This window comes from Micromonospora arida (assembly GCF_003857035.1).
Taxonomy (GTDB): Bacteria; Actinomycetota; Actinomycetes; order Mycobacteriales; family Micromonosporaceae; genus Micromonospora; species Micromonospora arida.
The window spans coordinates 1-13,308 of sequence record NZ_QGSY01000340.1 but is presented as its reverse complement, the minus strand read 5'-3'; the positions used below and the strand labels follow the sequence as shown (position 1 = coordinate 13,308).

Below are 13,308 nucleotides of genomic sequence, written 5' to 3'. Positions count from 1 at the left end.
AGCTGCTGGCGCGCGGCGCGGACGTTCGGGGCTTCCGCGTACCCTTGGGACAGGCGTCCAGGTGCCCGCCGGCATCGGGACGCCTTGATCATGAAGGGTGGAATGTGGCGAACATCGTCAATCTGGACCGGGTGTCCAAGGGGTACGGCGCCGCCGGGCGGCTGCTCACGGACGTCTCGCTCGGCCTGGACGACGCCGACCGGATCGGCGTGGTCGGCCTCAACGGCGCCGGCAAGTCCACCCTGCTGCGGCTGCTCACCAAGCAGGAGGACCCTGACGACGGTCGGGTGACCCACCGCCGTGACCTGCGTGTGCTCTGGCTGCCGCAGCAGCTCACGCTCGCCCCCGAGGCCACCGTCCGGGACGTGGTGCTCGGCACCGCCTGGCTCGCCGAGGGCATGGGGGCTGAGCACGAGTGGGCCGGCGACTCCGGGGTGCGGGCCATCCTCGACGGCCTCGGCATGCCACACCTCGGCCTCGACCAGCCGGTCGGCCCGATGTCCGGTGGCGAACGCCGCCGGGTGGCGCTCGCCGCGCTGCTCGTGCGCGACTCCGACCTGCTCATCCTCGACGAGCCCACCAACCACCTGGACGTCGGCGGGGTCGACTGGCTGGCCCGGCACCTGGTCGGCCGCAAGGGCGCCCTGGTCGTGGTCACCCACGACCGGTGGTTCCTGGACGCGGTCTGCACCAACACCTGGGAGGTTGCCGACCAGACCGTCCGCGCCTACGAGGGTGGCTTTGCCGCCTGGATCCTCGCCCGCGCCGAGCGCGAGCGGGTCGCCGCCGCCACCGAGGCCCGCCGGCAGAACCTGCTCCGCAAGGAGATCGCCTGGCTGCGTCGTGGCCCGCCGGCGCGGACCTCCAAGCCGCAGTTCCGCATCGACGCCGCGAACGCGTTGATCGCGGACGTGCCGCCGGCGCGCGACACCATGTCGTTGCAGCGGATGGCGGTTTCCCGCCTGGGCAAACAGGTGTACGAGCTGGAGAACGTCGAGCTGCACGCCGGCCCGAAGGAGATCCTGCGCGACACCTCCTGGCTGGTCGGCCCCGGCGACCGGATCGCCATCCTCGGTGCCAACGGCGCCGGCAAGACCACGCTGCTGCGGATGCTCGCCGGCATCACCCGCCCCGATGGCGGTCGCCTCGGCACCGGCTCCACCGTGCGGCCCGCGTTCCTCTCCCAGGAGCTCACCGAGCTGCCGGGGCACCTGCGGGTGCTGGAGGCGGTGGAGGAGGTCGCCCGCCGGGTTCAGCTCGGCGACCGGGAGGTCTCCGCCGCGCAGCTCGCCGAGGTGTTCGGCTTCGATGACCGCCGCCTCTGGACCCCGGTCAGCGACCTCTCCGGTGGGGAGCGCCGCCGGTTGCAGATGCTGCGGCTGCTGGCCGGCGAGCCCAACGTGCTGCTCTTCGACGAGCCCACCAACGACTTGGACACTGACACCCTCGCCTCGCTGGAGGACCTGCTCGACTCGTGGCCCGGCACGATCATCGTGGCCAGCCATGACCGGTACCTGATCGAGCGGGTCACCGACACGGCGTACGGGATGTTCGGCGACGGTCGGCTGGTGCACCTGCCGGGCGGCGTGGACGAATACCTCGCGCGGACCGCCGAGCGGGCCGGCTCTCCTCGGGCGGGCGTCACCTCGACCTCCGCGCCCGCTGCCCCCTCGGGAGGTGGCATGTCCGCCGCCGAGGTCCGTCAGGCCCGCAAGGAGCTGACCCGGCTGGAGCGGCAACTCAGCAAACTCGACCAGCGCGAGACCACGCTGCTCGATCAGCTCGCGGCGGACGCCACCGACTACGCCCGGGTCGCCGAGTTGGACACCCAGCTCAAGGATCTGCGCGCCGAACGGGAGCGGATCGAGGAGAGCTGGATGACCCTCGCCGAGGACCTGCCCGAGAGCTGAGCGGCCGGGCGCGCCGGCACGGGCCCCGTGTGCGGCGTCACACCACCACATGCGAGACAATCGTCGGCGACACCTACCCCACGGCGTTGGAGACACAGACATGGCACACACCCCCGTCAACCACCCCGCGCGGCCGATCTACCGGGCGATCGGCGGGCTGACCGGTCTGTACCTGGTCGTCTTCGGTGTGCTCGGCATCATCGCGAGCACCGGCAACGAGATCCTCGCCCAGGACGACACCCGGGTCCTCGGTCAGGGCACCAACCTGGGCTTCTCGCTGCTCAGCGTGCTGCTCGGGATCGTCGTGCTGGTCGGCACCGCGCTCGGCCGCAACATCGACGTGGCGATCAACCAGTGGCTGGCGTACACCCTCATGGTGGTCAGCCTGGCCGGTCTCGCGTTCATCCGGACCGACGCCAACATCTTCAACTTCAGCATCACCACCGTGGTCGTGGTGATGACGGCCGCCCTGGTGCTGCTCATGGTCGGCATGTACGGCAAGGTCGGCACGGAGGATGAGGCGGAGGCGTTCCAGAAGGCTCGTCTCGTGCTCTGAGCTTTCTTTTTTGGTTGCGGCCGTGGGTTTTCGCCGGAGCCCGAGCTGCTCCGGGCGGTCAGGCTTGATCCCTGCGCAGCTCGGGCTCCGGCGAAAACCTGACCCGGTCCAGCCTCCGGCGGACCTTCCGGCATTGGTGTTTTTCGGACAGTCGGCTCTGCCTTGGGCGACAATTCCCCTGAAACGGTCAACTCAGGTGGATGGGGTTCAGGGCTATGCCGCATTTTCCGGTCAACCATCCGGCACGGCCGCTCTACCGGGTCCTCTCCGGGCTGATCGGGGTCTACATCCTGGTCTTCGGCGTCTGGGGCGTCGCCGAGACGATCGGCGATCCGCTCTTTGCCCGCAACAGCACCTGGGCCCTCGGACTCCGGACCAACCTGGCCTTCTCGCTCGCCTCGGTGATCTTCGGGGTCGTCCTGATCATCGGGGCCTCGCGGCGCACCAACCTTGGCCACTACATGAACCTCACCGCCGGGGTGGTGTTCCTGGTGACCAGCATCCTGATGATGTCGGTGCTGCAGACCGGAGCGAACTTCCTCAACTTCTCGATGTCGACAGTGGTCGTGTCGATGCTGTTCGGCCTGATCCTGCTCGGCACCGGTCTGTACGACAAGGTCGGCCCACCGGAGTCCGCCGAGGCGGAGCTGGAGCACCGTAAGCACCCGGTGGCCGACGTACACCGCCGTTGATCGGGGTCAGTGGCGCCGGGCGGTGATCAGCGTCGGCTTGGCCTCCAGGTGCGACAACCCGTTCCAGGCCAGGTTGACGAGGTGCGCCGCCACCGTCTCCTTGCGCGGCTTTCGCACCTCCAGCCACCAGCTGCCGGTCAGCGCAACCATGCCCACCAGCGCCTGTGAGTACAGCTCGGCCAGCTTCGGGTCGTACCCCCGGCTCTTGAACTCGGCACCCAGGATGTGCTCGACCTGGTGTGCGACGTCGTTCATGATGCTGCTGAAGGTGCCCGTCGCGGACATCAGCGGCGACTCGCGGACCAGCACGCGGAAGCCGCTGGTCTCCTCTTCGATGTAGCCCAGCAGGGCCAGCGCCGCCTGCTCCAGCAACTCCCTCGGGTGCCCGGCGGTCAACGCCGTGGTGATCCGATCGAGCAGAGCCCGGACCTCCCGGTCCACCACGACCGCGTAGAGCCCTTCCTTGCCGCCGAAGTGCTCGTAGACGACCGGCTTGGAGACTTTGGCGCGGGACGCCACCTCCTCGATGGAGGTGGCGTCGAAACCGCGTTCGGCGAAGAGTTGCCGGCCGGTCGCGATCAACTGCTCCCGGCGTTGGGCCGCCGACATGCGGACCCGGGAGGGAGCTTTGGCTTTCGGTGCCGCCGTAGGCGTCGCCCGTCGGCCGCCGACGGCTGCCGCCGCCTCGTCGCTGACCTCAGGCATGTCGCCGCCTCGCTGGCGCTCGGTGACGCCCTGCCGTGGAATGGTTCCTCCGCTGTGCCCGTTCACGTCGTCGCCTCACTGTCGGGCGGTCCGACCGCCCTGACGCGCCGTTCGACCGTACCCGGATCGGGCTCGGCCCCCCGTCCGACGAGCCGCCCGGTCCCCCCGCATGGCTCGGTCATCCGGCCATCCTGCCAGGCGGCATCGTCGGGCACCGCCCGGTTTCAGCGCGGTGCGACCGGCTTCACCAGCTTGGCGGCGAGGCGCTCGGGCTTTGGCCAGCGCACCTGCGTTGCCGCGCCGGTCTTCTCGAACAACCAGATCACCCTGGCGGAGATGTCCACCTGACCGCGCAGCACGCCGTGCCGGGCGCTGGTCGGGTCGGCGTGGTGCAGGTTGTGCCAGCTCTCGCCGAAGGACAGGATCGCCAGCGGCCAGAAGTTCGACGCACGGTCGCCCTGGCGCATCGCGAACGGACGCTCGCCGTAGACGTGGCACACCGAGTTGATCGCCCACGTGACGTGGTGCAGGAGGCCGATCCGGACCAGCCCGGCCCAGAAGAACGCGGTCAGCGCACCCTGCCAGGACCAGGTCACCAGGCCGCCGATCAGTGCCGGGCCGAGCAGCGAGATGGCCACCAGCGCGGGGAAGAGCCGGTCGACCCGGCTGATGTCCCGGTCGGCGATGAGGTCCGGTGCGAAACGCTGGCGGTTGGACAGCTCCCGGCGGAACAGCCAGCCCACGTGTGCGTGGAACAGGCCCCGGGTCAACGCCCAGAAGCTGGTGCCGAAGCGCCACGGCGAGTGCGGGTCACCCTCCAGGTCGGAGAACGCGTGGTGGCGCCGGTGGTCGGCGACCCACTGAATGATCTCGCCCTGCACCGCCAACGAACCCGCGACCGCCAGAGTCACCCGCAGCCACCGCTTGGCCTTGAACGAGCCGTGCGTGAAGTAGCGGTGGAAGCCGACGGTGATGCCGAGCCCGGAGACGACGTACCAGACCAGGCCGATGATCACGTCGGTCCAGCCCAGCCAGCCGCCCCACGCCACCGGCACGGCGACCAGCAGGGCGACGAAGGGGATCACCACGAAAGCCCAGAGGGCGGCCAGGATGCCGGGGGACTGGCTGCCGTCGGTGAGTGGTTTGGGGCCGGGGCCGGCGGTGTTGGAATCGAGCAGAGCAGTGGACATGGGACCTCGCAGGGGAATGGTAACGATCACTAACTTACGCCTACGTCACCGTAACTTACGGCCCCGTAGATCGCACGGGGAAGTTTCGAATCGCCTTCGCGTAACTGCTCGAAGTCGCAGGTCAGTCGGCACGGTGGCAGGTGCCTGACCGGCCCGGGAAGCGGGCGGCCGAGGTGTCGGCCGACCACACCCGGACGGTCGACGGCATCGACCGCTCGCCGTGCGGCGGGATGAGCGCTGGCGTCCGGCGGCCGGGGCGCTAAGGTGTAGCGGCGGGATGGTCCATCCCTCCTGCGACGTGCTCAGCGTCGCTGATCGGCCGTGGTGTAATTGGCAACACCCGGGTCTTTGGTACCCGTATTTCAGGTTCGAACCCTGGCGGCCGAGCTGCCCACCTACGCCCGTTTTAGGGTCCGGTGGGGGTAAGAGGGGAACGTGCCGGGCCCCGCGGCTAGCATGGCCGCGAGAGTGTCCGCCGTCCCGACGGGAGCCACGTCGTGCCCCAGCCCCACCTCCGTACCGTCGTCGTACTTGCCGCCGGTGAGGGCAAGCGGATGAAGTCGACGCTGCCCAAGGTGCTGCACCCCCTGCTCGGTCGAACGCTCCTCGGTCACGTGCTGAGCGCCGCCGCCCCGTTGGGCGCGGACCGCACCGTCGTCGTGGTGGGGCACGGCGCCGACCAGGTGCGGGCGCACCTGTCCGAGGTCGCCCCGGACGCCACTCCGGTGCTCCAGGCCGAGCAGCTCGGCACCGGGCATGCCGTACGGATCGCACTGGAGGCCGTACCGGACGGTGCCGGAACGGTCGTGGTGATCAACGGTGACGTGCCCCTGCTGCGACCCGAGACGGTGGGCGCGCTGGTGACCGCGCACGAGGAGGCCGCCGCGGCGGCCACCGTGCTGGCCGCCGAGGTGCCCGACCCGACCGGCCTCGGGCGAATCGTGCGGGACGCCGACGGCCGCCTGGAGCAGATCGTCGAGGAGCGCGATGCCGACACGACGCAGCGCGCGATCCGGGAGATCAACGCCGGCATCTACGCGTTCGACGCGGCGCGGCTGCGCGAGGCGCTGGGCAAGCTCTCCACCGACAACGACCAGGGCGAGGAGTACCTGACCGACGTCTTCGGTCTGCTCCGTTCCGCCGGCGAGCCGGTGGCGGTGCACGTCGCCGGGGACCACGTCGAGACGTTGGGCTGCAACGACCGGGTGGAGCTGGCCACGTTGCGTCGGCTGCTGCGCGACCGGATCAACGAGGCGTGGATGCGCACCGGGGTGAGCCTGCTCGACCCCGCCACCACCTGGATCGACGTGACTGTCGCACTGGACCGGGACGCGGTGGTCGACCAGAACACCCAGTTGCGCGGCGGCACGGTGGTCGGCGCGGGCGCGCTGATCGGGCCGGACGTCACCCTGATCGACACGATCGTCGGCCCCGCCGCGTCGGTGATCCGCAGTCACGCCGTCGGCGCCGAGGTGGGCGCGGGCGCGACCGTCGGGCCGTACGCGTACCTGCGGCCGGCCGCCCAGTTGGCCGAGAAGGCGAAGGTCGGCACCTTCGTCGAGGTGAAGAACTCACAGATCGGCGCCGGCGCGAAGGTGCCGCACCTGACGTACGTCGGCGACGCGACGATCGGCGAGCAGACCAACATCGGCGCCGCGTCGGTCTTCGTGAACTACGACGGGGTCAACAAGCACCGCACGGTGATCGGCAGCCACGCGCGGACCGGTGCGGACAACATGTTCGTGGCACCGGTCGAAGTGGGCGACGGGGCGTACACGGCGGCCGGTTCGGTGATCGTCGACGACGTGCCGGCCGGGGCGATGGGCGTCGCCCGGGCGCGCCAGCGCAACATCGAGGGCTGGGTGGTCATGCGGCGCGCCGGCACCGCCGCGGCGGAGGCGGCGCAGCGGGCCCGCGACGCGAAGGGTGCGTCCGGTACGACCGGTGCCGCAAGCCACAGTGAGGCAATCCACGGGGCGACCGAGACGGTGGGCGGCGCATCCGGCGCGGGAGATACTGCAACCGAATAGTCCCTGACCCACCACCACCGGGTCGGGTACCGCCGACATAACGGGAGCAGACGGGCCCATGGGCAGCATCGTCGCCGAAAACCGCAAAAGCCTGATGCTCTTTTCCGGACGTGGCTTTCCGGAGTTGGCCAAGGAGATCGGCGAGGTGCTCGGCGTCGCGCCGACGCCAGCCGACGCGTACGAGTTCGCCAACGGCGAGCTCTTCGTACGGTTCAAGGACTCGGTACGTGGTTCGGACGCCTTCGTGGTGCAGTCCGTCACGCACGGGGTGAACACCTGGGTCATGGAGACCCTGATCATGGTGGACGCGCTGAAGCGGGGGTCGGCCAAGCGGATCACCGTGGTGCTGCCGTTCTACCCGTACGCCCGCCAGGACAAGAAGCACCGCGGCCGGGAGCCGATCTCGGCCCGCCTGGTGGCGGACCTGCTGAAGACCGCCGGCGCGAACCGCATCCTCACCGTCGACCTGCACACCGCGCAGATCCAGGGCTTCTTCGACGGCCCCGTGGACCACCTCTTCGCGATGGACATCCTGGCCGAGTACGTGGAGCACAAGTACGCCGGCCGGCCGATGACCGTGGTGGCACCGGATTCGGGCCGGGTGCGGGTGGCCGAGCGGTGGACCGACCGGTTGGGCGGCTGCCCTCTGGCGTTCATCCACAAGACCCGTGACCCGATGAAGCCGAACCAGGTCGTGGCGAACCGGGTGGTCGGCGAGGTGGAGGGCCGGGTCTGCCTGATCGTCGACGACATGATCGACACCGGGGGCACCATCGCCAAGGCCGCCGACATACTCAAGGAGTCGGGCGCGGCGGAGATCGTGGTCGCGTCCACCCACGCGTTGCTGTCCGATCCGGCCACCGAGCGGCTGAAGAACAGCTCGATCAGCGAGATCGTGGTGACGAACACGCTGCCGCTCCCGCCGGAGAAGCAGCTGGACAAGCTCACCGTGCTGTCGATCGCGCCGCTGCTGGCGCGGGCGATCCGGGAGGTCTTCGACGACGGCTCGGTGACCACCCTCTTCGGTGGCCTGAGCTGATCCTGGGCCCCGTTTCCGCCACTCGACACGCTGGCGGGGGCGGGGCTGGCAAACTGGTGGAAACGGGGCCGGCACGCTGGTGGGAGCACCACCCACGCGCCGGTCTCGAGCCGTGATCGGGGACTGCCGGAAACCCTGGAAACAGCTCGGGTAGACTGGTGCGGTTGCCACGGCGAGGGTGCCCGGCGGGCCGCTGAAAAGCGCCGCACGGAGGCACCGTCATCGACGCGGTGCTCCGGGCAGTCGTTCATGACGCATGAGCCCCAGCGAGCCCCTCGCCCCAGCACCGTTAGACGACAAGCCGCCGCAGCGAAAAGCATCAGGAGTTTCCCCGTGTCCGAGGTAAAGATCAGCGCCGAGCCCCGTACCGAGTTCGGCAAGGGTGGTGCCCGCCGTACCCGCCGGGCCGGCAAGGTGCCCGCCGTGCTGTACGGCCACGGCGAGAAGCCCAAGCACATCGCGCTGCCGTCGCGGGAGTTCGCCGCCGCGATCCGCAAGGGCGGTGCCAACCAGCTCTTCGCGATCGACATCGCCGACGGCACCCAGGTGCTGGCGCTGCCGAAGGCGATCCAGCGTGACCCGATCCGCGACACCTTCGAGCACGTCGACCTGATCCTGGTCCGCCGGGGCGAGAAGGTCACCGTCGAGGTCCCGGTCCAGCTGACCGGCGAGGCCGCCCGGGACACCCTGATCGTGCACGACCACGACACCCTCTCGGTGACCGCGGACGCCACCAAGGTTCCGGACCACCTCGAGGCGTCGATCGAGGGCCTGGAGGCGGGCACCCTGGTGACCGCCGGTGATGTCGAGCTGCCGACCGGCGTCGAGCTGGCCGTCGACTCGGAGCTGACCGTTGCGTCGGTGACCGCCGCCCCGACCGCCGAGCAGCTCGAGGCGACGCTGCCCGAGGTCGAGGTTGCCACCGACGAGGCCGAGGCCGAGGTCGGCGAGACCACCGAGGGCTCCGAGGGCGCGGACGCCGCCCCGGCCGAGGGCGCCGAGACGACCGAGGCGCGCGCCGAGGCCTGATCGGTTCGTACTGTGCGACAGGCGTCCCCGGATGTTCGGGGGCGCCTGTCGGCATATCGGGAGTCGGTGGGATGGGCGTCGGAAGGGACGGGTCGTGACGGACGAGGCGGGGCCGTGGCTGGTGGTCGGCCTGGGAAACCCGGGTCGGGAGTACGCCGGCAACCGGCACAACGTCGGGTTCATGGTGGCCGAGCTGCTGGCCGGGCGGGTGAGTGCGCGTTTCGGCCGGCACAAGCGGGCGGTGGCCGAGGTGGCCGAGGCGCGGCTGGGGTTCGGTGGCCCGAAGCTGGTGCTGGTCAAGCCACTGACGTACATGAACCTCTCCGGCGGGCCGGTCGCGGCATTGGCACAGTTCTACAAGGTGCCCACCGCGCAGGTGATCGCGGTGCATGACGAGCTGGACATCGGCTTCGGCCAGGTGCGGGTCAAGTTCGGCGGCGGCGAGGGCGGGCACAACGGCCTGCGTTCGATGTCGAAGTCGTTGGGGACCAAGGACTACGCCCGGGTGCGGTTCGGCGTTGGCCGACCGCCGGGGCGGCAGGATCCGGCGGATTACGTGCTGTCGGATTTTGGCGCGGCCGAGCGCAAGGAGCTGGATTTCCTGGTGGACCGGGCCGCCGACGTGGTGGAGTCGGTGATCACCAAGGGCGTGGAGCCGACCCAGAACCTCTACCACGGCGGCTGAGCCGGGCGGGGCGTACCCGAATCGGAAACGGCGGGCCGGTAGTCTGCGCCTTTCAGCGTGCCGCGACCGGCGACGCGAGTCGCGGCGGATCGGCCCGTGCGGGCGGCGCGGCGAGGCGACGGGAGCGGACAGATGAGCAGTCCTCCGATGATCGATGGCGCGTTCGCCCGATGGTTGGCGTCCCGAGCCGGGCAGGCGCTGCTCGACCTGCGCACAGAGATGGGTTTCGCCGACGCCGGCGCGCTGAAGTCGGCCGGGGACAAGGTGTCGCACGACCTGATCCGCACGGAGTTGGCGAAGTGGCGTCCGGGTGACGCGGTGCTCTCCGAGGAGGACGAGGGGTCGCGGTTGGCCTGGGCCGCGGAGGTGAACACCGGAGCGGTGTCGCGGTTGAACGCGGACCGGGTGTGGATCGTCGACCCGTTGGACGGCACCCGGGAGTTCTCCGAGGAGGGCCGCTCGGACTGGGCGGTGCACGTGGCGCTCTGGGCGCGCAACGCGCCGAGCCCGCACGGGCTGGTCGCCGGGGCGGTGGGCTTGCCGGCGCAGCACCGGGTGCTGGGCACGGACTACCCGCCGGCGTACCCGCCGATGACCGTGGAGGCGGCGACGGCCGGCGAGCGGAAGATCCGCCTGGCCGCGAGCCGGAGCCGGCCGCCGGTCTTCCTGACCGATCTGGCCGAGGACGTCGGGGCGCACCTGGTGCCGATGGGCTCGGCCGGAGCGAAAATCGCCGCCGTGGTCACCGGCGAGGTGGACGCGTACATCCACGCAGGTGGGCAGTACGAGTGGGACTCGGCGGCCCCGATCGCTGTGGCGACGGCCACCGGACTGCACGCTTCCCGGATCGACGGTTCTGCGCTGAAATACAACGAGGCGGATCCGCGGCTGCCCGACCTCCTGGTCTGCCGCAAGGATCTCGCCACCCGGTTGCTTGCAGCGCTGCAGAAACATTCCGGGTAGCCTGAGCGAACTTTCTTGACATGCCCGACCGGAAAGGTCTGGAAATCGGATGAGCGAGCGAATCGAGCCGGTGTCATGACCACCCCCGCGGCGTACCAGGTCTCCCACCTGGACGCCTTGGAAGCGGAGAGCATCTTCGTGATGCGCGAGGTGGTCGCCGAGATGGAACGCCCGGTGATGCTCTTCTCCGGTGGCAAGGACTCGATCGTCATGCTGCGGCTCGCGCAGAAGGCGTTCGCCCCGGCCAACATCCCCTTCCCGGTCATGCACGTCGACACCGGGCACAACTTCCCCGAGGTCCTGGAATACCGCGACCAACGGGTCGCCGAGCTGGGGTTGCAACTCGTGGTGGCGAGCGTGCCGGAGGCCCTGGCCAGCGGCATGGTCCGGGAGTCCGGTGACGGCATGCGCAACCGGATCCAGACACCGGTGCTGCTGGACGCGGTGGAGAAGCACCGCTTCGACGCGCTGTTCGGTGGCGCCCGCCGGGACGAGGAAAAGGCCCGGGCGAAGGAGCGGGTGTTCAGCTTCCGCGACGAGTTCGGTCAGTGGGACCCGAAGAACCAGCGACCGGAGCTGTGGTCGCTGTACAACGGCCGGCACCACCCGGGTGAGTCGATCCGGGTCTTCCCGCTGTCCAACTGGACCGAGCTGGACGTCTGGCACTACATCGCCCGGGAGCGCATCCCGCTGCCGTCGATCTACTACGCGCACGAGCGCGAGGTGATCGAGCGGGACGGCATGTTCTACGCCGTCAACGAGTTCTTCCGCCCCCGCGCGGGTGAGGAGCGGTTCAAGGCACAGGTGCGCTACCGCACCGTCGGCGACGCCTCCTGCACCGCCGCGGTCCGTTCCGACGCGGACACCGTGGAGAAGGTCATCGAGGAGGTGGCGGCCACCCGGATCACCGAGCGCGGCGCCACCCGTGGTGACGACCGGGTCAGTGAGGCCGCCATGGAGGACCGCAAGCGGGAGGGCTACTTCTGATGAGCACCGAGATCGTGGCGTCCGAGAATGCGGAGGCCCGGGCTGTCACCGGGGCCGGGCCGGAGGCCCGGCCGATGGACCTGCTGCGGTTCGCCACCGCCGGCAGTGTGGACGACGGGAAGTCGACCCTGATCGGGCGGCTGCTCTACGACACCAAGTCGCTCTTCACCGACCAGTTGGCCGCCGTGGAGGCGGTCAGCGCGGCCCGCGGTGACGAATACACCAACCTGGCGTTGCTCACCGACGGTCTGCGTGCCGAGCGGGAGCAGGGCATCACCATCGACGTGGCGTACCGGTACTTCGCCACCCCCCGGCGCAAGTTCATCATCGCCGACACCCCAGGCCACATCCAGTACACCCGCAACATGGTCACCGGGGCGTCGACCGCGGACCTGGCGTTGATCCTGGTGGACGCGCGCAAGGGCCTCGTCGAGCAGTCCCGCCGGCACGCGTTCCTCTGCTCCCTGCTGCGGGTGCCGCACCTGGTCCTCTGTGTCAACAAGATGGACCTGGTCGACTGGTCGCAGGAGGTCTACGAGCGGATCGCCGACGAGTTCACCGCGTTCGCGGCGAAGCTCGACGTACCGGACCTGACCGTGGTGCCGGTCTCCGCGTTGCGCGGCGACAACATCGTCACCCGGTCGGACAACATGCCCTGGTACGAGGGCCCGTCGCTGCTGCACCACCTGGAGCGGGTGCACATCGCCAGCGACCGCAACCTGGTCGACGTCCGGTTCCCGGTCCAGTACGTGATCCGCCCGCAGTCCACCACGGTCACCGACTACCGCGGCTACGCCGGCCAGGTCGCCTCCGGCGTGCTGAAGCCGGGTGACGAGGTGATGGTGCTGCCGTCCGGCTTCACCAGCCGGATCGCCGCCGTGGAGACCGCCGACGGGCCGGTCCCGGAGGCGTTCCCGCCGATGTCGGTGACGGTACGACTGGCCGACGAGATCGACATCTCGCGGGGTGACCTGATCTGCCGGCCGAACAACGCACCGGCGGTGGCCCAGGACATCGAGGCGATGGTCTGCTGGATGGACGAGACGGCCCCGCTGCGGGTCGGCGGCCGGTACGCGATCAAGCACACCACCCGGTCGGCACGGGCGATCGTGCGCGGGCTGCACTACCGGCTGGACATCAACTCCCTGCACCGCGACGAGTCCGCCGACGAACTACGGCTCAACGAGATCGGCCGGGTGCGACTGCGCACGACGGTGCCGCTGCTGGCCGACGAGTACCGCCGTAACCGCACCACCGGCGGCTTCGTCATCATCGACGAGGCGACCAACCGCACGGTAGGCGCCGCCATGATCGTCGAAGCCAGCTAACCCCAAACCCACCGGCTCGCGCGCCGGCCCCTGCTCGCGCGCCGGCCCCTGCTCGCGCGCCGGCCCCTGCTCGCAAGATCGCGCTCGATCCAGGAAGTAGTGGCCTCGCCCGTGGGGCGAGGCCACTACTTCCATGAACAAGCACGATCTCCATCCCTGCCTCCCGTCCGGCGCCCCGCCTCCCGTCCGGCGCC

At 70.0% G+C, this 13,308-nt stretch carries 12 protein-coding genes and 1 tRNA gene; 11 read left to right on the top strand and 2 right to left on the bottom strand.

Annotation, left to right across the window (positions count from 1 at the left end):
• The first annotated feature begins 104 nt into the window (after positions 1-104).
• The 3 genes from DLJ58_RS33210 to DLJ58_RS33200 all read left to right on the top strand — a co-directional run bounded on the left by DLJ58_RS33210 (position 105) and on the right by DLJ58_RS33200 (position 3,158).
• The gene (locus tag DLJ58_RS33210; RefSeq protein ID WP_124862964.1) at positions 105-1,910 is read left to right on the top strand and encodes an ABC-F family ATP-binding cassette domain-containing protein; all 1,806 of its coding nucleotides are present in this window, start codon (positions 105-107) and stop codon (positions 1,908-1,910) included.
• 100 nt (positions 1,911-2,010) lie between these two features.
• The gene (locus DLJ58_RS33205; RefSeq protein ID WP_124862961.1) at positions 2,011-2,466 is read left to right on the top strand and encodes a DUF4383 domain-containing protein; all 456 of its coding nucleotides are present in this window, start codon (positions 2,011-2,013) and stop codon (positions 2,464-2,466) included.
• A 215-nt stretch (positions 2,467-2,681) separates the two neighbouring features.
• Positions 2,682-3,158 (top strand): DUF4383 domain-containing protein, encoded by a 477-nt coding sequence (locus DLJ58_RS33200; protein ID WP_124862958.1) that lies wholly within the window; start codon positions 2,682-2,684, stop codon positions 3,156-3,158.
• 6 nt (positions 3,159-3,164) lie between these two features.
• Here the strand turns inward: DLJ58_RS33200 and DLJ58_RS33195 are convergent, their stop codons facing one another.
• Positions 3,165-3,863: a TetR/AcrR family transcriptional regulator gene (locus DLJ58_RS33195; RefSeq protein ID WP_124862955.1), complete on the bottom strand. Its 699-nt coding sequence runs from the start codon at positions 3,861-3,863 to the stop codon at positions 3,165-3,167.
• Positions 3,864-4,087: 224 nt separating this feature from the next.
• The gene (locus DLJ58_RS33190; protein ID WP_124862952.1) at positions 4,088-5,053 is read right to left on the bottom strand and encodes an acyl-CoA desaturase; all 966 of its coding nucleotides are present in this window, start codon (positions 5,051-5,053) and stop codon (positions 4,088-4,090) included.
• Between the two features lie 315 nt (positions 5,054-5,368).
• On the opposite strand from DLJ58_RS33190, the gene DLJ58_RS33185 reads away from it, so the two are divergent.
• The 8 genes from DLJ58_RS33185 (at position 5,369) to DLJ58_RS33150 (ending at position 13,114) form a co-directional block, all read left to right on the top strand.
• Positions 5,369-5,440: transfer RNA gene (locus tag DLJ58_RS33185), tRNA-Gln, on the top strand.
• Between the two features lie 110 nt (positions 5,441-5,550).
• Complete coding sequence (glmU, locus tag DLJ58_RS33180; RefSeq protein WP_124862949.1) at positions 5,551-7,083, top strand: bifunctional UDP-N-acetylglucosamine diphosphorylase/glucosamine-1-phosphate N-acetyltransferase GlmU; 1,533 nt, start codon at positions 5,551-5,553, stop codon at positions 7,081-7,083.
• Between the two features lie 58 nt (positions 7,084-7,141).
• Positions 7,142-8,122 (top strand): ribose-phosphate diphosphokinase, encoded by a 981-nt coding sequence (locus tag DLJ58_RS33175; protein WP_091394633.1) that lies wholly within the window; start codon positions 7,142-7,144, stop codon positions 8,120-8,122.
• A gap of 333 nt (positions 8,123-8,455) precedes the next feature.
• Entirely contained in the window at positions 8,456-9,151 is a 696-nt protein-coding gene (locus DLJ58_RS33170) for a 50S ribosomal protein L25/general stress protein Ctc (protein ID WP_124862946.1), read from the top strand.
• A 94-nt stretch (positions 9,152-9,245) separates the two neighbouring features.
• Positions 9,246-9,836, top strand: coding sequence for an aminoacyl-tRNA hydrolase (gene pth, locus DLJ58_RS33165; RefSeq protein ID WP_124862943.1), 591 nt, complete (start codon positions 9,246-9,248; stop codon positions 9,834-9,836).
• A 132-nt stretch (positions 9,837-9,968) separates the two neighbouring features.
• Complete coding sequence (locus DLJ58_RS33160) at positions 9,969-10,799, top strand: 3'(2'),5'-bisphosphate nucleotidase CysQ (RefSeq protein WP_091394622.1); 831 nt, start codon at positions 9,969-9,971, stop codon at positions 10,797-10,799.
• A gap of 75 nt (positions 10,800-10,874) precedes the next feature.
• On the top strand, positions 10,875-11,786 hold the full coding sequence (cysD, locus tag DLJ58_RS33155; RefSeq protein ID WP_124862940.1) for a sulfate adenylyltransferase subunit CysD: 912 nt from the start codon (positions 10,875-10,877) through the stop codon (positions 11,784-11,786).
• Between the two features lie 74 nt (positions 11,787-11,860).
• Positions 11,861-13,114, top strand: coding sequence for a sulfate adenylyltransferase subunit 1 (locus DLJ58_RS33150; protein WP_124863102.1), 1,254 nt, complete (start codon positions 11,861-11,863; stop codon positions 13,112-13,114).
• The last annotated feature ends 194 nt before the right edge of the window (positions 13,115-13,308 follow it).

Bases quoted from the DNA above. Each gene is read 5' to 3' on its own strand.
- DLJ58_RS33175 (WP_091394633.1), top strand. From the start codon at position 7,142: ATGGGCAGCATCGTCGCCGAAAACCGCAAAAGCCTGATGCTCTTTTCC.
- DLJ58_RS33205 (WP_124862961.1), top strand. From the start codon at position 2,011: ATGGCACACACCCCCGTCAACCACCCCGCGCGGCCGATCTACCGGGCG.
- DLJ58_RS33195 (WP_124862955.1), bottom strand. From the start codon at position 3,863: ATGCCTGAGGTCAGCGACGAGGCGGCGGCAGCCGTCGGCGGCCGACGG.
- DLJ58_RS33150 (WP_124863102.1), top strand. From the start codon at position 11,861: ATGGACCTGCTGCGGTTCGCCACCGCCGGCAGTGTGGACGACGGGAAG.
- cysD (WP_124862940.1), top strand. From the start codon at position 10,875: ATGACCACCCCCGCGGCGTACCAGGTCTCCCACCTGGACGCCTTGGAA.
- DLJ58_RS33160 (WP_091394622.1), top strand. From the start codon at position 9,969: ATGAGCAGTCCTCCGATGATCGATGGCGCGTTCGCCCGATGGTTGGCG.
- DLJ58_RS33200 (WP_124862958.1), top strand. From the start codon at position 2,682: ATGCCGCATTTTCCGGTCAACCATCCGGCACGGCCGCTCTACCGGGTC.
- DLJ58_RS33190 (WP_124862952.1), bottom strand. From the start codon at position 5,053: ATGTCCACTGCTCTGCTCGATTCCAACACCGCCGGCCCCGGCCCCAAA.